The following is a 23,438-nucleotide window of genomic DNA, read 5'->3' on the forward strand; positions in this document are numbered from 1 at the left end:
GCTGCGGCGGGTGGGCCAGGGCGTCTTCGTCCTCTGGGCCGCGTGGACGATCTCGTTCTTCATCCTCTACCTGCTGCCCTCCGATCCGGCCGCGCTCATCGCGGCCCGGGGAGGGGAGGCGGACACGGTGGACCCGGCCCTGCTCGAGCAGCTGCGCGCGCAGTACGGCCTCGACCGCCCGGTGAGAGTCCAGTACGTCACGGCGCTGCGCCTGGACTTCGGCCAGTCCTACGCGTCGGGGGGCCCGCGATGGACGTCGTCGCCGGCGTCCTGCCCTCCACGATCCAGCTGGCCGCCGTGGCGCTCGTGCTGGGCGTCGCGCTCGGGGCGCTGCTCGCCGTCGCGACGGTGCTGCCCCGCGCGGCGTGGCTGCGCCAGCTGGTCTCGACCCTGCCGCCGGTCGGCGTCGCGCTGCCCACGTTCTGGGTCGGGCTGATCCTCCTGCAGGTGTTCTCGTTCCGGCTGGGGCTCTTCCCCGCGATGGGCGACGACGGCGTGGCGAGCCTCGTGCTGCCGGCCGTCACGCTCGCCGTGCCCGCCGCGGCGGGGCTCTCCCAGGTGCTCTCCCGGAGCCTGCGGGAGGCGCTGGGCGAGCCGTACGTCGAGACCGCCCGGGCGAAGGGGGCGAGCCGGCTGCGGGTGCAGCTCGGGCACGCGCTGCGCAACGCGGCCCTGCCCGCGTTCACGATGCTCGGCCTCACCGTGGGCGGCCTGCTCGGCGGCACCGTGGTGACCGAGACGGTCTTCTCCCGCGCCGGCCTCGGCCGGCTCGCGGTGACGGCCGTGAACAGCCAGGACATCCCCGTGGTGCAGGCGATCGTCGTGGTGTCCGCGCTCGTGTTCGTCACGGTGACGCTCGTCGTGGACCTCGTCTACCCGCTCATCGACCCGCGGATCGCCGTGCGCGCCCCCGCACTCGCCGCCTGAGGAGACCGACGATGACCTCCACCACCGCTCCCTCGACCGCGTCCACGTCGGCCGGGTCGACGCGGCGCCCCGGCTCGGGTGCGTCGACACCGTCGGCCCCGTCCGCCCAGGCGCCGCTCGCCACCCACGCACCGCTCCCGGAGGAGCTCGAGGTGCTCGAGCCGTCGCCCGACGGCGTGACCTCCGCGGTCATGGAACCCGCCGCCGCGCGGGGTGCCTCGCACGGACTGGCCCGTGGCCTCGGAGCGCGGGCGGGTGCCCGGCTGCGGTCGCTCGCGCGCACGCCGGGCCTCGTGCTCGCCGGGCTCGTCGTGCTGCTCGTGCTGGCCTGGGCCCTCGTGCCGAACCTGTTCGCCTCGGGCGACCCGCTCACGGGCGTCCCCGCCGACCGGCTCGCCGCGCCGTCGGCCGCCCACCCGTTCGGGACGGACCACCTGGGCCGCGACGTCTACACGCGCGTCGTGCACGGGACGGGCGTCTCGCTCTCGGCAACCGCCGTCGCCGTCGCGATCGGCCTCGTCGTCGGCTCGGTGCTCGGCCTTCTCGCCGGCTTCCTGCGCGGCTGGGTCGACGAGGCGATCGGCCGGGTCGTCGACGTGCTGCTCGCGATCCCGAGCCTGCTGCTGTCCCTCGCGCTCATCACGGCGCTCGGGTTCGGCACGGTGAAGGTCGCGATCGCCGTCGGCGTCACGAGCGTCGCCGCGTTCGCACGCGTCATGCGGGCGCAGGTGCTGCGGACCTCGACCTCGCTGTACGTCGAGGCCGCGCGGGCCGGCGGCGTGCGCTGGCACTCGGTGCTCCTGCGGCACGTGCTGCCGAACTCGGCCGGCCCGGTGCTGGCTCTCACGGCCCTGGAGATCGGGACCGCGGTGCTCGCGATCGCCTCGCTCAGCTTCCTCGGCTACGGCGCCCCGCCGCCCGCGCCCGAGTGGGGCTCGCTCGTCGCGGGCGGCCGCGACTACCTCGCCACCGCGTGGTGGCTGACCGTGCTCCCGGGCCTGGTCATCGTGGCGCTCGTGCTCGCGGTGAACCGCGTCGGGCGCGCCCTCGAGCGGACGGGGGAGGCGCGATGAGCCGCTCGGTGAGTGAGCCGACGGGGGACCCGACGAGCGAGCCGGTGCTCGCCGTCGAGGGCCTGCGCGTGGCCTACCGCGGCCGCGACGGGCAGGAGGTGCTCGCGGTGCGCGGCGTCGACGTCGTGGTGCACCCGGGCGAGGTGGTCGCCCTGGTCGGGGAGTCCGGTTCGGGCAAGAGCACGACGGCGCACGCCGCCCTCCACCTGCTGCCGGCGGGCGGTCGCGTGGCCGGGGGCAGCATCCGGCTGGACGGTCGCGACGTGACCGGCCTGTCCGAGCGCGAGTGGCGCAGCGTGCGCGGCCGCGAGGTCGGGCTCGTGCCGCAGGACCCGACCGTGTCGCTCAACCCCGTGGTGCGGGTCGGGGACCAGGTGGCCGAGGTGCTCGTCATCCACGGCCTGGCCCGGCGGCGCGAGGCGCGCCTGCGGGCCGTGGAGCTGCTGCGGCAGGCCGGGCTCGACCAGCCCGAGGCGCGCGCGCGGCAGTTCCCCAACCAGCTGTCCGGCGGCATGCGCCAGCGGGTGCTCATCGCGATCGCGATCGCGGCGGGTCCGCGGCTGCTCGTCGCGGACGAGCCGACGAGCGCGCTCGACGTCACGGTGCAGAAGCGGATCCTCGACCACCTCGGCGCTCTCGTGCGCGAGCTCGGCACGGCGCTGCTGCTCATCACGCACGACCTCGGCGCCGCGGCGGACCGGGCCGACCGGATCGTGGTGCTGGAGAACGGCGTCGTGGTGGAGCAGGGGCGCACGCGCGACGTGCTCGACGCACCGCAGCACCCCTACACGCGCCGGCTGCTCGCGGCCGTGCCGAGCCTCGGCTCGCAGCGGCTCGTGCGCGAGCGGCCCGTCGCGGCGACCGGGTCCCCGCCCGCGCCGCCCGTCCTCGAGGTGCGCGGCCTGAGCAAGACGTTCACCCTGCCGCGCGGCTCGACCCCGCGCGAGGTGACGGCCGTGGACGACGTGTCGTTCGCCGTCGGGCGCGGGCGGACGTTCGCCTTGGTGGGCGAGTCCGGATCGGGCAAGAGCACGACGGCGCGGATCGCGCTGCACCTCGAGCGGCCCACCGTGGGGCGCGTGCTGCTGCACGGCGAGGACATCACGGCCGCGCGCGGGGAGCGGCTGCGGCGGCTGCGGCGCCGCTTCCAGGTCGTGTACCAGAGCCCGTACGCGTCGCTGGACCCGCGGTTCACGGTGGAGCAGGTGATCGCCGAGCCGCTGCGGGCGTTCGGCATCGGGACCCCGCGCGAACGGACCGAGCGCGTGCGCGAGCTGCTCGCGGACGTCGCGCTGCCGGACGACGCGCGGCACCGCGGGCCGCGCGAGCTGTCCGGGGGGCAGCGACAGCGGGTCGCGATCGCGCGGGCCCTGGCGCTGCGCCCGGACCTCGTGGTGCTCGACGAGCCCGTCTCCGCGCTCGACGTGTCCGTGCAGCGGCAGATCCTCGAGCTGCTCGTGCGGCTGCAGGAGGAGCACGCGCTGGCCTACCTCTTCATCTCCCACGACCTCGCCGTGGTGCGGCAGGTCGCGGACGAGGTGGGGGTGCTGCACCGCGGGCGGCTCGTCGAGGTCGGGCGGCCGGAGGACGTGCTCGCGCGGCCGGCGCAGGAGTACACGCGCGAGCTCGTCGCGGCGATCCCGGGGCGGAGGGTCGAGGAGGGCGGCGACGCGGACTGAGCGCGACGCGCCCGACGGCGAGGCTCGCCGTCGGGCGCGGACGGTGCGCGGACGGGAGGTCGGCGGGCGACGGCTGGCTCGCCGTCGGGCGCGCGCGTGTCTCACCGGCGGGACGCGCGCGGCGTGCGGGCCCCGACGGGCGTAGCGTGTGCGCCGATCCGCACCTGAGAGAGAGTCCTGCACGCCATGACCACGCTCGACCGCGTTCTCGAGACCGTCCTCGCCCGCAACCCCGGCGAGCCCGAGTTCCACCAGGCGGTGCGCGAGGTGGTCGACTCGCTCAAGTCGGTCGTCGCACGGCGGCCGGAGTACCTCGAGGTGTTCGAGCGCCTCTGCGAGCCGGAGCGGCAGATCATCTTCCGGGTGCCCTGGGTCGACGACGCCGGGCGCGTGCGGATCAACCGCGGCTTCCGCGTGCAGTACAACTCCGCGCTCGGCCCGTACAAGGGCGGCCTGCGGTTCCACCCGTCGGTGAACCTCGGCATCGTGAAGTTCCTCGGGTTCGAGCAGATCTTCAAGAACGCGCTGACGGGCATGCCGATCGGCGGCGGCAAGGGCGGTGCGGACTTCGACCCGCGCGGGCGCAGCGACGCCGAGGTCATGCGGTTCTGCCAGTCGTTCATGATGGAGCTGGCCAACCACATCGGGCAGTACACGGACGTCCCGGCGGGCGACATCGGGGTCGGCGGCCGCGAGATCGGCTACCTGTTCGGGCAGTACCGCCGGATCACCAACGCCTACGAGTCGGGCGTGCTCACCGGCAAGGGCCTCACGTGGGGCGGCTCGCGCGCCCGGACCGAGGCGACCGGGTACGGCGCGGTGCTGTTCGCGGCGGAGATGCTCCGCACGCGCGGTGAGGACCTCGACGGACGGCGGGTCTCGGTGTCCGGCTCGGGCAACGTCGCGATCTACGCGATCGAGAAGGCCCAGCAGCTCGGCGCGCACGTCGTGACGTTCTCCGACTCCTCGGGCTACGTGGTCGACCAGGCCGGCGTCGACCTCGCGCTCCTGCAGGACGTCAAGGAGCGCCAGCGCGGCCGTGTCGCGGACTACGTCGCACGCCGCCCGGGTGCGCGCCTCGTGACCGACGGCTCGGTGTGGTCGGTGCCGTGCGACGTCGCGCTCCCGTGCGCCACGCAGAACGAGCTCGACGCCGTCGCCGCGGTGCGCCTCATCAAGGGCGGCGTGCGCGCCGTCGCCGAGGGCGCCAACATGCCGTGCACGCCGCACGCGGTGGAGGAGTTCCGCGACGCGGGTGTGCTGTTCGGACCCGGGAAGGCTGCGAACGCGGGCGGCGTCGCGACCTCGGCGCTCGAGATGCAGCAGAACGCGAGCCGTGACTCGTGGTCGTTCGAGTACACGGTCGAGCGGCTGACCGACGTGATGACGCGGATCCACGCGAACTGCCTCGAGACGGCCGAGGAGTTCGGCGACCCGGGCAACTACGTGCTCGGCGCGAACATCGCCGGGTTCACCCGGGTGGCCGACGCGATGCTCGCGCAGGGCGTCATCTGAGCCGACCGTGCCGCGGCTCGTCGACGGGACGGTGGGATCGTGGCCGCCGGTCGATCGGGTCCGGCGACCGCCGGTAACACGAGCGGCGTACGGTACGGCCGACCACCGGCCGGCCGATCGCTCGCGCCGACCTCGGTGGCACCTCGTCCCCCCTGCCGTCCGAACGAGAGGACCCTCCTATGCCGTCGCCCGACGAGCAGACCGTCACGCGTACGGGGTTCCCGCGCTGGGCCACGTTCGTGCTCATCGGCCTCGGCGCCGGGCTGCTGTCCGGCCTGTTCGGCGTCGGCGGCGGGACCGTCATCGTGCCCGCGCTCGTCGCGTTCGCGGCGTTCGACCGTCGCATGGCGGCGGGGACGTCGCTGCTCGCGATCGTGCCGACGTCGATCGTCGGGTTCCTCACCTACGGTCTCGCCGGGCACGTGAGCGTGCTGACCGCGGCGATCCTCGCCGTCGGGACGGTGATCGGCGCGCAGCTCGGGACGTGGCTGCTGGCCCGGCTGTCGCAGCAGGTGCTGCGGTGGGCGTTCGTCGCGTTCGTGCTGTTCGTGGCCGTGCAGCTGTTCTTCACCGTGCCCGTGCGCGGGGGTGAGGTGGAGATGACCGCGCCGCTCGTCGCGGGGCTCGTGGGCCTGGGGCTCGCGACGGGCGTGCTGTCGGGGCTGCTCGGCGTCGGCGGCGGCGTGGTCGTGGTGCCGGCGATGATCCTGCTCTTCGGCTACTCGGACCTGCTCGCCAAGGGCACGTCGCTGCTCATGATGATCCCGACGGCGATCTCCGGCACGATCGGCAACCTGCGCCGGAAGAACCTCGACGTGCGGGCCGGACTGTTCGTCGGGCTCGGGGCGTGCGTCACGGTGACGCTCGGGTCGCGCCTCGCGGCGCTGCTCGACCCGCAGGTGGCGAACTGGCTGTTCATCGCCTTCCTCGTCTTCCTCATGCTGAAGACGCTGCAGGACATCGTGAAGGCGCGGCGTTCGGCGGCGCCCGGCGCCTGAGGCCCGCTGGGGACCGGCGAACGTCCAGGCGATCGCCGCCGAGCGCGCGGCGTCGGTCGCCGGACGCCGCGCGACTCAGAGCACGGGAGCGTGCGCGTGCTCGCGCCGTCGCCAGTCGACCACCGCGACCACCAGCGCGAGCGCGAGGATCGACACCACGATCGTGAGCGACGTCGAGAACGCCTGCGGGTAGCTGCCGCCGCTGGTCCCGAGCACGGTGAAGAACGCGGCCGCGTTCGCGCTCACGCCCACCGCGGCCCCGATCCGCTGCATCGTCTGCAGCGCCCCCGCAGCCGCGCCGGCGTCCGAGAGCGGCACACGCGCGAGCGTGAGGGTCTGGTTCGGCGAGATGACGAGCCCGTTCCCGAGCCCGGCCACGGTCAGCACGGCGCACACCACCCACACGACGCCCGGCCCCTGCCACGTCCGCACCACGAGGTCGACGGCGACCAGCGCCACCCCCGTCACCGCGATGCCGATCACCACGAGCGGCCGTCCGATCCGTCCGATCAGCCGCCCGCCCACGGTCGCCGAGATCGCGCCCGCGATCGAGAACGGCGTCAGGACGAGCCCGGCCTCCAGCGGGGTGAGGCCCATGCCGGTCTGCAGGTACAGCGTCGAGGACAGCCACACGCCCGTGAACGCGAGGAAGTACAGCGTCGAGACACCCACGCCGAACATGAACGACGGCACCCGCACCAGCCCGCCCGGCAGCAGCGGCAGTCCGCCGCGGCGCTGCACGCGCCGCTCCCACCACGCCAGCACGCCCAGCACCGCGAGCCCGACGGCGATCGTCCACCACGCGGGCGAGCTCGCCGCGGCGGTGGTCGAGTCGCCCGAGCCGGAACCGCCGGAGCCCGAGCTTCCTGAGCCCGAGCCGCCGTGCTCGGAGCTCACGAAGGGCCACATCACGGCGACGACCCCGACGGCGAGCAGCAGCGTGCCCACGACGTCGAGCCTCGCGGTGGCCCGGCGTGGTGCGGTCCGGCGGGGCAGCAGTCGCCAGGCGAGCGGGAAGAGCACGAGCCCGATGGGCACGTTGACGAGGAAGACCGAGCGCCAACCCTCCTGCTCGCCGAAGATCGCGAGGAGGGCGCCCCCGGCGAGGGGACCGATCGCCGTCGAGACCCCGACCGTCGCGCCGAACATGCCGAACGCGCGGCCGCGCTCCGCGCCGGAGAACAGGTCCTGGATGAACGCGATGACCTGCGGGTTGAGCACGCCCGCGGCGATGCCCTGGACGAAGCGCACCGCGGCGAGCGCGACGCCGGAGGTCACGAGGCCGCACGCCGCGGACGCGAGCACGAACCCGCCGAGGCCGACAAGGAAGAGGGTGCGACGGCCGTAGACGTCGCCGAGGCGGCCCGCCGGCACGAGGGCGAGGCCGAACGCGAGCGTGTAGCCGGCGAGGATCCACTGCAGCTCGTTCGCGCCGGCGGAGAGGGAGTGCTCGATCGAGGGCAGCGCGACGTTGACGATCGTCACGTCGAGCAGCGTCATGAAGCCCGCGCCGAGGCACACCGCGAACGCGGGCCAGCGCGCGTCGCGGGTGGGTCGGGTGGCCGCTGCAGAGGAGTCGCCGGATGCGCCGCCGGGACTCCCGGTGGGGGAGGTCACCGACCATGCCTAGCACGCACCGGCGACACACCCCGCCGTCGGCAGGGGTCTCAGGGTCGCGCGCGAGACACCTCAGGGGCGTCCCCGATGGCGCACGAGCCGGCCCGTGACGGAGGCTGAGGGCGTGCCCGTCACGCCTGCGCCCTGCCCGCGAACCCGTCCGGCAGCCCGCCCGAACGAGGGTCGTCCTGGCGTAGATTGACGGGCGGACCAGCCAAGCCGCCACGGACCGCCCCTCCCTGCAGAAGGACAGTGATGACCAGCCAGCCTGCACCGCTCGAGCCGCCCGCCACCGTTGCCGACGTCCTCGCGCTCGAGGCCCCCGCACCGCTGCAGCCCGTGGCCGCCACGCAGGCCCCGGCGATGGCGCCGCGGGTCGACGTCGCGGTGATCCCGACGCTCGACGCGAAGGTGGACGCCTACCTCTCGCAGCTGAACACGTCGGCCACGCGGTCGCCGGAGTTCGCGGCCAAGGCGGACGACGTGCGCACGATGGGCGACGCCGACATCCGCGCCGCGGCCGCCGTGTCCAACCGGCTGCTGGACGCCCCGGTGCGCGAGATCCGCGAGGGCGGCGTCGCGGAGTCCTCCAAGGTCTCCAAGTCGCTTCTCGACCTGCGCCGTGTGGTCGAGGAGCTCGACCCGGGCGAGAAGAACTTCGGCCGCAAGATCCTCGGCTTCCTGCCGTTCGGCGAGAAGATCGACGACTACTTCCGCCAGTACGAGAGCGCCCAGAAGCAGATCGACGCGATCATCACGTCGCTGTACTCGGGCCAGGACTCCCTGCGCAAGGACAACGCGGCGCTCAACCTGGAGAAGCGCCAGCTGTGGGAGACCATGGCCCGCCTCAACCAGTACATCTACGTGGCCGAGCGGCTCGACGTGCGGCTGTCGGCCACCGTCGCCGAGCTCGACGTCACCGACCCCGAGCGCGCCCAGGCGCTGCGCGAGGACGTGCTGTTCTACGTGCGCCAGAAGCACCAGGACCTGCTCACCCAGCTCGCGGTCTCCATCCAGGGCTACCTGTCGATGGACATCATCCTCAAGAACAACCTCGAGCTCATCAAGGGCGTGGACCGCGCGACGACCACCACGGTCTCGGCCCTGCGCACCGCCGTGGTGGTCGCGCAGGCGCTCGCGAACCAGAAGCTCGTCCTCGACCAGATCACCGCGCTCAACACCACGACGTCGAGCCTCATCGAGACGACCTCGAAGATGCTGCGCGACAACTCCGCGCAGATCCAGCAGCAGGCGGCGAGCGCGAGCGTCGGGCTGCCGCAGCTGCAGGCCGCGTTCGAGAACATCTACGCGACGCTCGACTCCATCGCGACGTTCAAGACGCAGGCACTGGACTCGATGGCCAAGACGATCGGTGTGCTGCAGAGCGAGACGACCAAGGCCCAGGAGTACGTGGACAGGGCGCGGCGCACCGAGATCCCGGAGAACCTCTCGGCAGGCGCGGGCGCGCTGGACCTGGGTCGAGCCTGACCCGTGGGCTGGTTCGACGACGTCGTGGCGCGGATGTCCGGGCGCGAGCGCCCGGCACAGCCGGTCGAGACGCCGCCGGCGCCGCCCACCTCGGCCGAGATCCTCGCGTCGGTGGAGGCCGTGGAGGAGCGCATCGCGGGTTCCGCGCCCGCCGCGGTGACGGCGCGCGTGCACCGGATCGCCGTCCGCGTGGGGGAGATGGTGCCCCGACTGGACCGGATGGGCGTCGCGAGCCGGGAGGCGCACACCGTCGTCGCGACGGCCACGAGCTACCTGCCCGAGGCGGTCGACTCCTACCTGCGGCTGCCGCGCGACTTCGCCGATCGGCGCGTGGTCTCGAACGGGAAGACCTCGCTGATGCTGCTGTGCGACCAGCTCGACCTGCTCGCCGTCACGCTCGGTCAGATCTCCGACGCGATGTCGCGGCAGGACGCCAACGCGCTCATCGCGCACGGGGACTTCCTCGCGGACAAGTTCGGGAAGGGGAGCCTGGAGTGAGTGCGGGAGCAGGGGGCGGCACGGGTCCGACGGCGTCGCTCGCCCACGCGGTCGAGGCCGCCGTGGCGACGGGGGTGCGCGCCGGGCTGCCCGAGGCGCTGGTGCGGGACGAGGCCGAGCGGCTGGCCGCCGCCGTCGCCGAGTCGACGCCGGGGGCGAGCGCCTCCTGGCTCGCCGAGACGCACCGCGCGGGAGCGCCGACCACCCTCTTCTTCGAGGCCGCCGCCGCGGGTCGTCGGTGGCGGTCCGCCCCCACCGACGCGCTGACCGCGCTCGTCCTCGCGGGCGGGGACGCCGCGGGGCACGCGGCCGAGTACGCGGACGCGCTCGGCGACGTCGCGGCCGCCGCGGCCACCCTCGGGTCCGCGGGTCCGCTCGCCGCGCGAGCCGCGATCGAGGCGGCGGCCGCGCAGCGCGGTGCGCTCGCGTCGGACGAGCTCGGCACGCTCACGCTCGCTCCGCCGGACGCACCGGTCGCCTTCCCGGCGCCTCGTCTCGACATCTCCGGCGTGCCGGACGTCCAGCAGATCCTCGAGGCGCTGCGGCTGGGCTCACCGACGGGCCCGGACGGCGTACCCGCCCCCGCCAGCCCGGGGACGACCGCGGTGCCGGGCTCGCCGTCGGGCACGGCCGCCCCGGCCGCGGTCGGCCAGGGGCAGGCCGCCGCGGCCGCCGAGCCGGCGCCCGTTCCCGAGAAGACGCTCGCCGAGCTCATGGCCGAGCTCGACGCGCTCATCGGCCTGGGCCGCGCGAAGGACCAGGTCAAGCGCCAGATCGAGCTGCTCAGGGTGGAGAAGCTGCGCACCGAGGCCGGGCTCACGAAGCCGACCCTCACGCGTCACCTCGTGTTCGTCGGCAACCCGGGCACGGGCAAGACGACGGTCGCGCGCCTCCTGTCGGGCCTCTACCGCGCGATCGGGCTGCTGTCGAAGGGACACCTCGTCGAGGTGGACCGGTCCGAGCTGGTCGCCGGCTACCTGGGCCAGACCGCGGCGAAGACGACCGCGGTGGTGAGCTCCGCCGTCGGCGGCGTGCTGTTCATCGACGAGGCGTACGCGCTCACCGAGGGCGGCACCGGCCCGGACGCCTACGGCCAGGAGGCCGTGAACACGCTGGTCAAGGACATGGAGGACCACCGCGACGACCTCGTCGTCATCGTCGCGGGCTACCCCGCGCCGATGGCCGAGTTCATCGCGGCGAATCCCGGGCTGGAGTCGCGGTTCGCGACGACCATCACGTTCGAGGACTACTCCGACGACGAGCTGCGCTCGATCTTCTCCTCGATGGCCGAGAAGGCGGACTTCCTGCCCACGCCCGAGTGCCTCACGCGCGTGGCGGAGATCGTCGCGGTGCAGCCGCGGACGTCCGGGTTCGGCAACGCCCGGTTCGTCCGCAACCTCCTCGACGCCGCGATCGGCCGGCACGCCTGGCGCCTCAAGGACGTCGCGGAGCCGACGGTCGAGCAGCTCCAGGAGCTGCTGCCGGAGGACCTCGTCGACCCCGCGCAGGAGGACGTCGAGGACGTGCTCGCGCTGCTCGACCCCGCGCCCGACGGCGAGCCCGCCTCGCCCGGAGACGTCGCCGACGCGGCCGAGGAGTCCAGCGACCCTGCCGACCCGACCACCCGCGCGCCCGAGGAGGACGCATGACGAGGTCCGCCGTCCCGCCCCGACCCGGCGGCCCCGTCGGCGCGTCCGCAGCGGCGCCGCCGAGCGGACGGCCGGCGCAGCCGAGCCCGCAGGCGCCGCGCGGCGCGCAGGGTCAGCAGGGCCGGCAGGGTCAGCAGCGCGTGAAGCGCCGCCTGGCTCCCTCGAACACGCCCTCCCGGCTCCGGCTCGCGATCGCTGTGGCCGTGCTGGCCTCGGTGCTCGTCGGGGCACTCGGCCTGACGATCGGGCTGCAGCAGTCCCGCCTGCTCGGCGCCGTCGCCGAGCGCGGGCAACGCGTGGTCGCGCTCCTGGACACGCGCGGGAACCTCGTCACGGCCGACGGCACCGTCACCAACGCCTTCCTCATCGGCGGTCTCGAGCCCGCCGACCTGCGCGCCACCTACGACGCCTCGCTCGCGGACGGCGCCGCCGGCCTCGCGGCCCTCGGCGACACCCCGGACGACCCGGAGCACCTCCTCGCCGGCGCCTCGAGCGACGTCGCCGTGTACGCGGGGCTGGTGGAGCAGGCACGCGCGAACAACCGGCAGGGCTTCCCGGTCGGCGCCGCCTACCTCGGCCAGGCGTCCCGCGGCCTCGCGTCGGGCGTGCTCGCGCCGATCGACACCGTCGTGAGCACCACGGCGGACGCGACGGCGCGGGACTTCAACGCGGTCGGGGGCGTCGTCGCCCTCGCCTGGCTCTCGTTCGCGCTGCTCGCCGTGCTCGTCGTCGTGCAGATCTGGCTGGCGCGCCGGAGCCGGCGTGTGATCAACGTGCCGACGCTCGTGGGGACCCTCGTGCTGCTGCTCGCCACGGTGGTGGGGACGGTCGTCGCGTCGAGCACGGCGTCGACCGCGCGAGACACCCGCACGTCGAGCTACCAGGGGTCGCTCGCGGTGTCCCAGGCGTTGTCGCTGGCGGGCGAGGCGCGCTCGGACGAGGCGTTCACCCTCATCCGCCGCGGATCGGGCGGTGCCTACCAGGAGCAGTTCGTCGCCGCGACCGAGCAGGCCCGGGCGGACCTCGAGCGCGCCGCGGAGGCGGCCGGCGACGGCGACACCGACCTCGTCGCACTGCTGGACGCCTGGGTGGAGCAGCACGCACAGATCCGCGCGCTGGACGACGGCGGGGACTGGAACGGCGCCGTCGCGCTCGCCACGAGCCGCGCCGAGGACTCCCCGAGCGCGGCCTACGACGCTTTCGTCACGGCGGCCGACGCGCAGGTCACCGCGTTCTCCGACGCCACCGACCACAGCCTGCGCTCGGCGCAGTGGCAGACCGGCGTGATGGGCGTCGTGCTCGCCGTCGCCGGGCTCGTCTCGGCGGTGCTGTGCTGGCGAGGTATCGGCCGACGGCTGGAGGAGTACCGATGAGCCGCACGACCTTCGACCGGGCGGACCGGGTCCGCGGTCGCCGCGCCGGCCGCTCGCGCCGCGCCCTCGCGGGGCTGGCTGCCCTCGCGCTCCTCGCGGTGACGGCGGCGTGCTCGGGTCCGGACGGCCAGTCCGACCTCGGCCGCACCCCCGAGCCCACGGCGACGGCGTCGGCCGAGCCGACGACGGCGCCCACCACGGCCGCGCCCGCGGAGTGCGCGGACCCGACGCAGTCCTACGACCCGCTCGCCACGCTGCCCGCCGCGGGCGCGATGCCGTCGGGCAGCACCATGGCCGAGATCGCCGACCGCGGTCAGCTCATCGCCGGAGTCTCGGCCGACACGCTGCTCATGGGCGCGCGCAACCCGTTCACGGGCGCCATCGAGGGGTTCGACATCGACGTCGTGCGCGACATCTCGACGGCGATCTTCGGCGACCCCGACCACGTCCAGTACCGGGTCATCACCTCCGGCCAGCGGCTCCAGGCGCTCCAGGACGGCACCGTGGACGTGGTGGCGCGGACGTTCTCGGTGACGTGCGCCCGCTGGGCGGAGATCGCGTTCTCCGCCGTGTACTTCCAGGCGGGCCAGAAGCTGCTCGTGAGCGCGGACTCCCCGGTCCAGGGGTTCGACGACCTGGCGCCGGACACCCGGGTGTGTGCGCCGTCGGGCACCACCACACTCACCCGGCTGGAGGAGTACGACGTCGAGGCGGTCCCCGCCGCGACCCACACCGAGTGCCTCGCGCTGTTCCAGCAGGGTCAGGTCGACGCCATCACGGGCGACGACACGATCCTGGCGGGGTTCGCGGCGCAGGACCCGTACGCGAGCGTGGTCGGCGCCGCCATCAGCGCCGAGCCGTACGGCGTGGGGATCGCGGCCGACGACGTCGACCTCGTGCAGTTCGTCAACGCGGTGCTCGCGCAGCGCGTGGCGGACGGTCGCTGGCAGGCCTCCTACGACCGGTGGCTCGCCCCCGCGCTGGGCGCCGGGACCGGGGCGCCGACGCCCGTGTACGGGCGGACGCCGTGACCGCGCCGCCGCTGCGCGCCCCCGAACCGGTCCCGGCGCCGGTCCCGCCCGGCCGCCTCGGCGAGTCGATCGGGCAGCAGGCGCTCCTGGACTACCAGGTCGCGCTGCACCGCTGGCTCGAGGACCGCCGCACCGAGCTGGACCGCCTGGACCGCGCCGCGCAGGCCGCCCGGGACGCGCAGGCGGTGACCGGGGACGTGGTGCTGGCGATGTCGATGTGGGAGTCGGTGCGCAGCCGCGCGGAGGAGCTGCGCACGCTGTGGGACTCGGGTCGCGCCGATGCGCTCGCCCGCGAGCGGATGTCCCGGGTGATCTGGGGCCGCCTCGACGGCGCGCCCGTCCCGGGCGACCCGACGGCCGCGACCAGCACGGTCTCGCTCGCCGAGGCCACCACGCTCGCCGACGCGCTCGTGCGCCAGCTGCGCACGCGGCTGGCGTTCGACCCCGACCAGGCCGACGTCACCGCGCGCCTGCGGGCCGTGCGCGCGAGCCTCGTGCGCAGCGGCGACCTCGTGCGCGACGGCGAGCCCGAGGCCGAGGCGGTCGCGCGCGTCCGCGGTGCGTGGGAGCGCGTGACGGCCGACTCGACCCGCGGCGCCGACGTGACCGGTCCGCTCGGCGAGCTCGAGGTGGCGTCGGCGCGCGTCGAGCGTGACGCGATCGTCGCCGCGGCCCGGCGGCACGAGGCGCAGCGCGACCACGCACGGGCCACGTCGCTCGCGCAGCAGCTCGAGGCCCGGGAGGCCGGGCTGGCCGAGCTCGTGGAGCGGTGCCGACGCGAGATCGCCACGCCCCCGCGGCTCGCCGTGCCGGACGTGTCCCGGCTCGGCGACGTGCCCACCGAGGCCGAGGCGCTCGCGGCCTACCTCACACGGCTCGAGGCGGTGGCCCGCGCCATGGACACCGTCGAGGACGCCTACACCACGCCGCTGCGCACGCGGGCCTCGCTGCGGTTCCGGCTCGCGCGGCTCACCGAGCGCGCCGCGGGCAACGGGCGGGACGCCTCGCCCACCGTCCGCGCCGCGCTGGCCGAGGCGAGCGACGCCGTCGCCGCCTCGCCCTGCGACGTCACCCTCGCCGAGGACCTCGTCGACCTGGCCGACGTCGTCACGGCGCCGCTGAAGCACGGGAGGTCCCGATGACCGCACCAGTGACCGGTGAGCGGTGCACCCAGCCCGGGTGCACCGGTGTCCTGGAGGACGGCTACTGCAACGTGTGCGGCATGCCGGCGCAGGACCCGGCCGGGGGGCAGACAGGCCTGGCGACCCACCGGGCGGCCGGTTCCGCGGCGCTCGGCACGGGTGTCGCGGGGGCGGGCTCGGCGGGTTCGGCGCCCCCGAGCGGGCCGGCGAGCCGGCACACCCCCGCCGAGGTCGCCCCGGGCTCGACCCGCTTCGCGGCGTCGTCCTCGACGCGGCTCGCGAGCGCCGCCGTCGGGTCGGCCCGCGGGTCGCGCGTCACGCGCCGGCTCGGCACCACCTCGACGCGGCTGCGGACGCAGCGCATCGGCGCGGGCCTCACGTCCGTGCCGGCGACGCCCGTCGAGGACCCGCTCAAGGCGGTCCTCGCCCGACCCGAGGTGGCCGAGCGCAAGCGGTTCTGCCCGAGCTGCGGGACCGCCGTCGGGCGCTCGCGCGACGGCGTGCCCGGCCGCACCCAGGGGTTCTGCCCCCACTGCGGAGCGCGGTTCGACTTCGAGCCGCAGCTCAAGGCCGGCGACCTGCTCGGCGGCCAGTACGAGGTGGTCGGCGCGCTCGCGCACGGCGGCCTCGGGTGGATCTACCTCGCACGCGACCGCAACGTCTCGGGTCGGTTCGTCGTGCTCAAGGGCCTGCTGAACTCGGGCGACCGGGACGCGTACGAGGCGGCGATCGCCGAACGCGAGTTCCTCGCCGAGGTCGAGCACCCGCTGATCGTCGAGATCTACAACTTCGTGATGCACGAGGGTGCGGGCTACACGGTCATGGAGTTCGTCGGCGGCAAGTCGCTGCGCGAGATCCTCGAGGAGCGCCGCGCGGCCAAGGGGGGCGTCGTCGACCCGCTTCCGGTGGACCAGGCGCTGGCCTACATCCTCGAGATCCTGCCCGCGTTCGCGTACCTGCACGACCACGGGCTGCTCTACTGCGACTTCAAGCCCGACAACGTGATCCAGCAGGGCGAGGGACTCAAGCTCATCGACCTCGGCGGCGTGCGGCGCGCGACCGACGAGACCTCGGCGATCTTCGGCACCGTCGGGTACCAGGCGCCCGAGGTGCCGACCGACGGGCCGTCGGTCGCCTCGGACATCTACACGATCGGTCGCACGCTCGTGACGCTCGTGCTCGACTTCCGCGGCAACACCTCGACCTTCGCGGCGTCGCTGCCGTCGGTCGCGGACACCCCGGTGTTCCAGACCTACGACTCCTTCTACCGGCTCGTGGCGAAGGCGTGCGCGCTGGACCCGTCCGACCGGTTCGCGAGCGTGGACGAGCTGCGCTCCCAGGTGCTCGGCGTGCTGCGCGAGGTGGTCGCGACCGACCGCGGCCCGGGCAGCCCGGCGCTGTTCTCTGCCGCGTCGCCGCACTTCGAGGCGCCGCTCGTGGACGCCGTGGACGCGCCGCTCGCGTGGAGCGAGCTGCCTGCGCTCAAGGTCGACCCGGGCGACCCGATGGCGACCTGGCTCGCCGGGGTGACCGACCCGGTGGGCCGGCTGCAGGCGCTGCGGGGCGCGGCGCAGGACACCGTCGAGGTGCGCCTCGCGCGGATCCACGCCGCGATCCAGGCCGGCCAGCCCTCGCTCGCGGAGCAGGGCATCGCCGAGGTGCTTGCCGAGGACCCGTGGGAGTGGCGCGCCCTGTGGCTGCAGGGCCTGCACGAGCTCGCGGCCGCCAGCCCCGTGGCCGCCCGCGCGTCCTTCAACGCGGTGTACGGCCAGGTGCCCGGCGAGCTCGCACCCAAGCTCGCGCTCGCCACGACCTGCGAGCTGAGCGGTGAGCTCGACGTGGCCGAGCAGCTCTACGTGGTGTGCGCGCGGTCGGACGCGAACTACACCGCGCCGTGCGCGTTCGGGCTCGCCCGGATCCGCGCGCGTCGCCAGGACGTGGACGGCACGCTGCGCGCGCTCGACCTCGTGGCCCGCACCCGCGCGTCCTACCCCGTGGCGCGGGCGCGTCGGGCCGGCGTGCTCGTGAGCACGGCGAGCTCGCTGGCCGGCGTCGACGACGCGCTGACCAGCATCAAGGGTGTTCCGATCGAGCCCGAGCAGCGCGCCGACCTCGAGATCGCGGCGTACTCGACCGCGCTGGCGCTCGTGCTGGACGGGGCCGGGGCGTCCGGTGGCGGCTCGGGTGGCTCGGGTGGTGCTGGTGGCGCGGGCGGGAGGGGCCGGAAGGCTCAGCCCTCGGCCGTGGGACTCGGGGGCGCCGGCGGTGTGCTCGCGCAGGAGCGCCCTCTGCGGCTCGCGCTCGAGCGCGCGTACCGGGTCCGCGCGAGGCTGGCCGACGACGAGGGCGAGCGCGTGGCGCTCGTCGACCGAGCGAACGAGGTGCGACCGTGGACGAGGACATGACGACGGAGTCGGGGCAGGACGAGCAGCCGACCCAGGCGCTGCCCGCGCGCGGCGCGGTGCGGCCGGGCGAGGGGGCGCCCGGCGGCGGGGCCGCGGGGGCCGAGCCGGCGGCGGGTGGCATCGCCGCCGGCGCGGGCGAGCCTGCGCCGGGGATCGTCGCGGCCACGACGGATGAGCCTGCCGCGGCGCCGGGCGAGCCCGGTGAGCCGGCCGCGGCGCCGGATGAGCCTGGTGAGCCGGGCGAGCCCGGTGAGCCGGCCGCGAGTGCGGACACCGACGGCGCGACGGCGAACGTTCCGTCGCTGGCGTGTCCCGTGTGCGGTGCGCTCGGCCCGGCGACGGACAGCTTCTGCGAGGCGTGCGGCACGCCGCTGCGCGCGAGCGCGGTCCCGCCCGCCGGCGGCCAGGCGTCCGCCGCGCCGGCGGGCCCCGCCGCACCGGCGACGCCCGCGACCGACCCGGTCGGCGCCCAGACCCCGGACGACCCGGGCGGCGCCGCGGGCGAGGCCGCACCGGCGCCGTTCGGGACGCCGGGGTCGAACCCGGAGGGTCTGGCCGGGGCCTCCCCGTTCGGGACGCCTGGCTCCGCGGCCGGGGGCCACGCCGTCGCCTACCCGGTGGGCGACCCGGCCGCCGCCGGCGCACCCCCCGCCCCGGGCGCGCCGACTGCAGCGGCGGCGCCCGCCGTCGGGCACGACCCGACGGCGACGCTCGGCCCCGGCGTGCGCGAGTGCTCGCGCTGCGGGGGGACCATTGCCTCGGACGGCTACTGCCTCGAGTGCGGCGAGCGCGCGGCCCTGCCGCGCGACCACTTCCGCAGCGCCCCTGCGCCGTGGCTGGGCGGAGTCTGCGACCGCGGGGTCGTGCACACGCGGAACGAGGACGCGATGGCGCTCGCCGTGAGCGGCGGCGGGGCGGTGCTCGTGGTGTGCGACGGCGTGTCGTCGGCGCGGGACTCCGACGTCGCCAGCCTCGCCGCGTGCGAGGCCGCGGCGACCGAGCTGCTCGCGCAGCTGGACCGGACGCCGGGCCCGGAGCGCGAGCAGCAGCTCCTCGACGCCGTCGCGCGGGCGGCCGTCACCGCGAACACCGCCGTGGTCGCGACGGGCGGGGCCGCGGCGCACGGCGCTGCGCAGCAGGGCTCCGCCGCCGGGGCGGACGCCGCCGAGGGAGCAGACGCCGCCGGGGCCGACGCCGCGCTGACGGGAGCCGCGACGGGGGGGGAGGACTCGCCGTCGTGCACGTACGTCGCCGCGGTGGTCGAGGGACCGGTGGTGGCCGTCGCCTGGCTCGGGGACTCGCGCGCGTACTGGTTCCCCGACGCCGGTACGCCGGTGCGGCTCACGAACGACCACTCGTGGGCCGCCGAGATGATCGCGCTCGGCATGCCACGCGCCGAGGCGGAGGCCGCGCGGCACGCCCACGCGATCACGCGGTGGCTCGGCGCGGACGCTCCGGACCTCGCGGCCGGCACCACGCTGCTGGAGGTCGCCGACCCGGGCTGGCTGCTGCTGTGCAGCGACGGGCTGTGGAACTACTGCTCCGAGCCGGAACCGCTCGCGGCGCTCGTGCGCCAGAGCGTGCAGGAGGCGCAGGGCGACCCGACCGAGTCGGCCGCGGCGCTCGTGCGGTGGGCGAACGGCCAGGGCGGGCGGGACAACGTGACGGCCGCGCTCGCGCGGCTCGGGCGATGACACCGTCGGCGACCCCGAGGGCGACCCCCGCACCGGCCTCGAGCGAGACCCCGTGGGTGGGCCCGACTAGGCTGGGCGGGCCGACGAAGGAGCAGGTGAGGGAGCACGATGGCGACGTTCAGCGCTGAGGTCTTCTCCAACCAGTACGTGCCCGAGGGGGCCACGGACGTCCACGCGATCGTCTCCGTGACGGCGTCGGGCTCCGGCTCGGGCGCCGCGGGGGACTACGGCGCGACGGGCGCCGGCGCTGCGGAGATCATCATCTTCGACAGCTCGGGCTCGATGTCCGGGCGCAACCTGCAGTCCGCCAAGTACGCCGCGTCGGTCGCGGTGGACCAGATCGTGGACGGCACGTGGTTCGCGATCGTCGCGGGCAGCCACGTCGCCACGCGGGTGTTCCCCTACCCCAACGCACCCGTGCAGATCGTGCGGATGGAGCCGGCCGCGCGGGCCGAGGCCAAGCGCGCCATCGAGCGGGTCACCGCGACGGGCGGCACCGCGATGAGTTCGTGGCTCATGCTCGCGGACCAGATCTTCGCGACCGTTCCCGCGGGAGTGCGCAAGCACGCGATCCTCCTCACCGACGGCAAGAACGAGTCGGAGCCGGCCGGCAACCTGCAGCGGGCGATCGCCGCGGTGCAGGGTCACTTCCAGTGCGACGCGCGCGGCGTGGGCGACCGGTGGATCGTCGAGGAGGTGCGGCAGATCGCGACCGCGCTGCTCGGCACCGTCGACCTCATCGCCGACCCGTCGGGTATCCCCGCCGACTTCGAGCGGCTCATGCGCGCCTCGATGGCGCGCACCGTGAACGACGCGCAGCTACGCGTCTGGGCGCCGCAGGGCGCCCAGCTGCTGTTCGTGCGCCAGGTCGCGCCCACGCTCGAGGACCTCACCGCGCGCCGGATCGTGGTGAACCCGCTGACCGGCGACTACCCGACCGGCGCGTGGGGCGACGAGGAGCGCGAGTACCACGTCGCGGTCCGCGTGCCGTCCCGCCCGCTCGGCGCGGAGCAGCTTGTGGCGCGCGTGCAGGTCGTGGTGGGCGGCCAAGTCGCCGCGTCCGGACTGGTCAAGGCCACGTGGTCAGCCGACCCGTCGCTCACGGCGCGGATCAGCCCCGAGGTCGCGCACTACACGGGCCAGGCCGAGCTCGCCTCGGTGATCCAGGAGGGTCTCGCGGCCAAGGCGGCGGGCGACGAGGCGACGGCAACCGTGAAGCTCGGCCGCGCCGTCCAGCTCGCGCAGCAGACCGGCAACGACGAGGCCACCTCGCGGCTGCGCCGCGTCGTCGAGATCGACGATCCGGAGCGTGGCACCGTGCGGCTGCGCCGCGAGGCCTCCCGCCTCGACGAGATGGCGCTCGACACGGGCTCCACGAAGACCACCCGCGTGCGGAAGTGAGGGTCCGATGAGCGCCGTCTGTCCGAACGGACACCTGTCGGAGGCCACCGACTACTGCGACACGTGCGGTGAGCCGATCGCTTCGGCGGCCTCGCCGTCGCCGGCCCCGGTCGCTCCTGCCGCATCCGCACCCGCCGGGGCGAGCGCGGGTCAGGCGTGCCCGAACTGCGGGGCGACGGCCGCCGCCGGCGCCCTGTTCTGCGAGAACTGTGGCTACGACTTCACCACGGGCACGGCGCCCCAGCCGTTGACCCCGCCCGATGGCGTCGCGTCCGGCGGTCTGCTCGACCTCGGCTCGCCCGTGGGTGCGCCGGGGCAGGCCTCCGGCCCGGGCGCGACGGCGAGCGGAAGTCCGGCGGCGGCGGCGGGCGAGCCGGACCCGGGAGCCGACCCGGCCGCTGCGGCGGCGAGTGCGCCGGGTGCTGCTGAGGGTGAGCCCGCATCGACCGGGGACGGCGGTGCCCCCGAGGGCGAGGGCGGCGGCGGAGGCGACGGCGGACCGGCCGAGCCGGGCGCTGACCCCTCCTCCGACCCCGACCCCGCGGCGGCCCACGTCGCACCCGAGGCGAGCGAGGCTGCGACGGGGGGCTCGCCGTCGGGCGTCCCGTTCACGCCGGCCGCGCCGGCGCTCGCGGACGCGTGGGTGGCGGAGATCTGGATCGACCCGGACTGGTACGCCGAGCAGCAGCCGGAGGACCCCATGCCGAGCGTCGGGATGCCGACGCTCGTCCCGCTGCGGCTCGCGACCCTGCTCGTGGGGCGGCCCTCGCGCTCGCGCGGCATCCACCCGGACCTCGACTGCGGCGCCGACACCGGGGTGTCCCGGCGGCACTGCCAGCTCACGTCGGACGGGCAGCGCTGGTGGGTCGAGGACCTGCAGTCCGCGAACGGCACGTACGTCAGCCCGGTCGGCGAGCCGCTGCCGGTGACGCCGCTGCCGCCGGGGGAGCGCCGCGAGATCGACGAGGGCAGCCGGATCTTCGTGGGCGGGTGGACCCGCATCGTGGTGCGCCGCGCGCTGCCGGGCGAGGTCTGAGTCGGCGAACGCCGGCCCGACCGCTACGACCAGAACGCGTCGGACCGTCCCGCGCGCCCGTGAAGGGGTAGCCTCCGCAGGGGCGGGGTCAGGCACCCCGCGGCACGCCTACCGATGGAGCCACGCGTGAGCACCCCCAGCGTCAGCTACTCGATCACGGTCCGCCTCGAGCTGCCGTCCCGCCCGAGCGTCGTCTCCACCCTGACGACGGTGGTGGAGCAGGAGGACGGGCTGGTGACCGCCGTCGACGTCTCCGGGTCAGAGACGGACCGGCTCCAGGTCGACCTCACGATTGCCACCGGCGGCGAGGCCGACGCGGCGCGGATCGTCGACGCGCTGCGCGCGATCGACGGCGTCACGATCGGACGCGTCTCCGACCGCGTCTTCCTCGCGCACCTGGGCGGCAAGCTGACGATCGAGTCCCGCGTACCGATCCGGCACCGTGACGACCTCTCCCTCGTCTACACGCCGGGCGTTGCTCGGGTGTCCCGGCAGGTCGCCGACCACCCCGAGGACGCGCGACGGCTCACCATCAAGCGCAACACGATCGCTGTGGTCTCCGACGGCTCCGCGGTGCTCGGGCTCGGCAACATCGGGCCGCTCGGGGCGCTGCCGGTGATGGAGGGCAAGGCCGCGCTGTTCAAGCGGTTCGCCGAGATCGACGCGTTCCCGCTGTGCCTGGACACCCAGGACGTCGAGGAGATCATCGCGACCGTGAAGAACGTCGCGCCGGTGTTCGCGGGCATCAACCTCGAGGACATCTCGGCGCCGCGGTGCTTCGAGGTCGAGCGGCGGCTGCGTGCGGAGCTGGACATCCCGGTGTTCCACGACGACCAGCACGGCACGGGCATCGTCGCGACGGCGGCGCTGCTCAACGCGCTCACGGTGGTGGGCAAGGACATCGGCGAGGTCCGCGTGGTGCTGTCCGGCGCCGGGGCGGCCGGGTCGGCGGTGCTGCGGATGATGCTCGCGGCCGGGGTGAAGCACGCGACGGTGGTCGACGTCGAGGGGATCATCTACGACGGTCGGCCCGGGATGCACGAGTCCCTGCGCTGGATCGCCGAGCGGACGAACGCGCGCGGCCTGACCGGGACGCTCGCCGACGCCATCGTCGGAGCCGACGTGTTCGTGGGCGTCTCCGCGCCCAACATCCTGCGCGAGGAGGACGTCCAGGCCATGGCGCCGAACGCGATCGTGTTCGCGCTGGCCAACCCGACGCCCGAGATCGACCCCGCCATCGCGGCCCGGCACGCCGCGGTCGTGGCGTCGGGGCGCAGCGACTTCGCCAACCAGATCAACAACGTGCTCGCGTTCCCCGGCGTCTTCCGCGGGCTGCTCGACGCGCGCTCCAACACGGTGAACGACGAGATGCTGCTCGCGGCGGCGCGGGCGCTCGCGGCGGTCGTGACGCCGGAGGAGCTCAACCCGACGTACGTCATCCCGAGCGTGTTCCACCCCGAGGTGCACGAGACGGTGGCCGAGGCGGTCCGCCGCGCGGCTGAGCAGGCCCGCTGACCTGCGTCCGGCGCGCCCGCTGACCCCCGCCCCCCGTTCGCGAGAGGTTCTTCGTCCTTTCGCGAGAGGTTCTCCGTCCTTTTCCGAGAGGTTCTCCGTCCTTTTCCGAGAGGTTTTCGGTCGTCTCGCGGCGCGACCGACTTCCTCTCGGGAAAGGACGAACTTCCTCTCGGGAAAGGACGAAGATCACCTCGCGAACGGGGTGGGGCCGGGCAAATGGCTGGACGGCGCTCGTAGCGTCGATGCCATGTCCGACCCCGTCTCGCCGCGCTGGCGCGTCGCGCGCGTCGACCGCACCCGGGTGGTCCTCGTCCCCGACCTGCCCGACGGCGTCGACCCCGCCGAGCGCGCCGCCTCACCCGAGCCCGGCCCCGACCTGCCCGACGGCGTCGACCCC

17 protein-coding genes and 1 pseudogene are annotated in these 23,438 nt (G+C 75.0%); 17 read left to right on the forward strand and 1 reads right to left on the reverse strand.

The genetic code is table 11. From position 1 onward, the window contains the following. Nucleotides 1–10: 10 nt before the first annotated feature. The 6 genes and pseudogenes from FH969_RS16015 to FH969_RS01970 all read left to right on the forward strand — a co-directional run. Nucleotides 11–151, forward strand: a pseudogene (locus tag FH969_RS16015) (ABC transporter permease); the annotation flags it as partial. A 98-nt stretch (nucleotides 152–249) separates the two neighbouring features. Continuing rightward, nucleotides 250–927, forward strand: coding sequence for an ABC transporter permease (locus FH969_RS01950; RefSeq protein ID WP_342776983.1), 678 nt, complete (start codon nucleotides 250–252; stop codon nucleotides 925–927). Between the two features lie 11 nt (nucleotides 928–938). Then, a complete protein-coding gene (locus FH969_RS01955; RefSeq protein ID WP_234417852.1) occupies nucleotides 939–2,000 on the forward strand; it encodes an ABC transporter permease in 1,062 nt (353 codons plus the stop codon). Beyond that, nucleotides 1,997–3,679, forward strand: a complete 1,683-nt coding sequence (locus FH969_RS01960; protein WP_139985740.1) for a dipeptide ABC transporter ATP-binding protein — start codon at nucleotides 1,997–1,999, stop codon at nucleotides 3,677–3,679. Before FH969_RS01955 ends, FH969_RS01960 begins: the two co-directional genes overlap by 4 nt. A 186-nt stretch (nucleotides 3,680–3,865) precedes the next feature. Continuing rightward, nucleotides 3,866–5,194: an NADP-specific glutamate dehydrogenase gene (gene gdhA, locus FH969_RS01965; RefSeq protein WP_139985742.1), complete on the forward strand. Its 1,329-nt coding sequence runs from the start codon at nucleotides 3,866–3,868 to the stop codon at nucleotides 5,192–5,194. A gap of 179 nt (nucleotides 5,195–5,373) precedes the next feature. Next, on the forward strand, nucleotides 5,374–6,192 hold the full coding sequence (locus FH969_RS01970) for a sulfite exporter TauE/SafE family protein (protein WP_139985744.1): 819 nt from the start codon (nucleotides 5,374–5,376) through the stop codon (nucleotides 6,190–6,192). Nucleotides 6,193–6,267: 75 nt separating this feature from the next. Here the strand turns inward: FH969_RS01970 and FH969_RS01975 are convergent, their stop codons facing one another. Continuing rightward, nucleotides 6,268–7,809 (reverse strand): MFS transporter, encoded by a 1,542-nt coding sequence (locus tag FH969_RS01975; RefSeq protein ID WP_246071647.1) that lies wholly within the window; start codon nucleotides 7,807–7,809, stop codon nucleotides 6,268–6,270. 255 nt (nucleotides 7,810–8,064) lie between these two features. Between FH969_RS01975 and FH969_RS01980 the strand changes: the two genes are divergently transcribed. The 11 genes from FH969_RS01980 (at nucleotide 8,065) to FH969_RS02030 (ending at nucleotide 23,041) form a co-directional block, all read left to right on the forward strand. Further along, complete coding sequence (locus tag FH969_RS01980) at nucleotides 8,065–9,297, forward strand: toxic anion resistance protein (RefSeq protein WP_139985746.1); 1,233 nt, start codon at nucleotides 8,065–8,067, stop codon at nucleotides 9,295–9,297. Nucleotides 9,298–9,300: 3 nt separating this feature from the next. After that, on the forward strand, nucleotides 9,301–9,795 hold the full coding sequence (locus FH969_RS01985; protein ID WP_108718338.1) for a hypothetical protein: 495 nt from the start codon (nucleotides 9,301–9,303) through the stop codon (nucleotides 9,793–9,795). After that, a complete protein-coding gene (locus FH969_RS15390; protein WP_218975234.1) occupies nucleotides 9,792–11,444 on the forward strand; it encodes an AAA family ATPase in 1,653 nt (550 codons plus the stop codon). The genes FH969_RS01985 and FH969_RS15390 overlap by 4 nt, the downstream gene beginning before the upstream one ends. Next, on the forward strand, nucleotides 11,441–12,817 hold the full coding sequence (locus tag FH969_RS01995; protein WP_139985748.1) for a hypothetical protein: 1,377 nt from the start codon (nucleotides 11,441–11,443) through the stop codon (nucleotides 12,815–12,817). The genes FH969_RS15390 and FH969_RS01995 overlap by 4 nt, the downstream gene beginning before the upstream one ends. Continuing rightward, complete coding sequence (locus tag FH969_RS02000) at nucleotides 12,814–13,848, forward strand: glutamate ABC transporter substrate-binding protein (RefSeq protein WP_108718336.1); 1,035 nt, start codon at nucleotides 12,814–12,816, stop codon at nucleotides 13,846–13,848. The genes FH969_RS01995 and FH969_RS02000 overlap by 4 nt, the downstream gene beginning before the upstream one ends. Next, the gene (locus FH969_RS02005; RefSeq protein WP_234417849.1) at nucleotides 13,845–14,990 is read left to right on the forward strand and encodes a hypothetical protein; all 1,146 of its coding nucleotides are present in this window, start codon (nucleotides 13,845–13,847) and stop codon (nucleotides 14,988–14,990) included. Before FH969_RS02000 ends, FH969_RS02005 begins: the two co-directional genes overlap by 4 nt. Then, entirely contained in the window at nucleotides 14,987–17,395 is a 2,409-nt protein-coding gene (locus tag FH969_RS02010; RefSeq protein WP_139985750.1) for a serine/threonine-protein kinase, read from the forward strand. Before FH969_RS02005 ends, FH969_RS02010 begins: the two co-directional genes overlap by 4 nt. Further along, nucleotides 17,380–19,089, forward strand: coding sequence for a PP2C family protein-serine/threonine phosphatase (locus FH969_RS02015; RefSeq protein WP_139985752.1), 1,710 nt, complete (start codon nucleotides 17,380–17,382; stop codon nucleotides 19,087–19,089). Before FH969_RS02010 ends, FH969_RS02015 begins: the two co-directional genes overlap by 16 nt. A 108-nt stretch (nucleotides 19,090–19,197) precedes the next feature. Next, nucleotides 19,198–20,490 carry a VWA domain-containing protein gene (locus FH969_RS02020; protein ID WP_108718333.1) on the forward strand — a complete coding sequence of 431 codons (1,293 nt, stop codon included), beginning with the start codon at nucleotides 19,198–19,200 and terminating at the stop codon, nucleotides 20,488–20,490. A gap of 7 nt (nucleotides 20,491–20,497) precedes the next feature. Continuing rightward, the gene (locus FH969_RS02025) at nucleotides 20,498–21,526 is read left to right on the forward strand and encodes a double zinc ribbon and FHA domain-containing protein (RefSeq protein WP_139985754.1); all 1,029 of its coding nucleotides are present in this window, start codon (nucleotides 20,498–20,500) and stop codon (nucleotides 21,524–21,526) included. 126 nt (nucleotides 21,527–21,652) lie between these two features. Then, the gene (locus FH969_RS02030; protein ID WP_376783473.1) at nucleotides 21,653–23,041 is read left to right on the forward strand and encodes an NAD-dependent malic enzyme; all 1,389 of its coding nucleotides are present in this window, start codon (nucleotides 21,653–21,655) and stop codon (nucleotides 23,039–23,041) included. Nucleotides 23,042–23,438 lie beyond the last annotated feature (397 nt).

Source organism: Miniimonas arenae (assembly GCF_006351005.1).
GTDB lineage: Bacteria > Actinomycetota > Actinomycetes > Actinomycetales > Beutenbergiaceae > Miniimonas > Miniimonas arenae.

Bases quoted from the DNA above. Each gene is read 5' to 3' on its own strand.
- FH969_RS01950 (WP_342776983.1), top strand. From the start codon at position 250: ATGGACGTCGTCGCCGGCGTCCTGCCCTCCACGATCCAGCTGGCCGCC.
- FH969_RS01955 (WP_234417852.1), top strand. From the start codon at position 939: ATGACCTCCACCACCGCTCCCTCGACCGCGTCCACGTCGGCCGGGTCG.
- FH969_RS01960 (WP_139985740.1), top strand. From the start codon at position 1,997: ATGAGCCGCTCGGTGAGTGAGCCGACGGGGGACCCGACGAGCGAGCCG.
- gdhA (WP_139985742.1), top strand. From the start codon at position 3,866: ATGACCACGCTCGACCGCGTTCTCGAGACCGTCCTCGCCCGCAACCCC.
- FH969_RS01970 (WP_139985744.1), top strand. From the start codon at position 5,374: ATGCCGTCGCCCGACGAGCAGACCGTCACGCGTACGGGGTTCCCGCGC.
- FH969_RS01980 (WP_139985746.1), top strand. From the start codon at position 8,065: ATGACCAGCCAGCCTGCACCGCTCGAGCCGCCCGCCACCGTTGCCGAC.
- FH969_RS01995 (WP_139985748.1), top strand. From the start codon at position 11,441: ATGACGAGGTCCGCCGTCCCGCCCCGACCCGGCGGCCCCGTCGGCGCG.
- FH969_RS02000 (WP_108718336.1), top strand. From the start codon at position 12,814: ATGAGCCGCACGACCTTCGACCGGGCGGACCGGGTCCGCGGTCGCCGC.
- FH969_RS02010 (WP_139985750.1), top strand. From the start codon at position 14,987: ATGACCGCACCAGTGACCGGTGAGCGGTGCACCCAGCCCGGGTGCACC.
- FH969_RS02020 (WP_108718333.1), top strand. From the start codon at position 19,198: ATGGCGACGTTCAGCGCTGAGGTCTTCTCCAACCAGTACGTGCCCGAG.
- FH969_RS02025 (WP_139985754.1), top strand. From the start codon at position 20,498: ATGAGCGCCGTCTGTCCGAACGGACACCTGTCGGAGGCCACCGACTAC.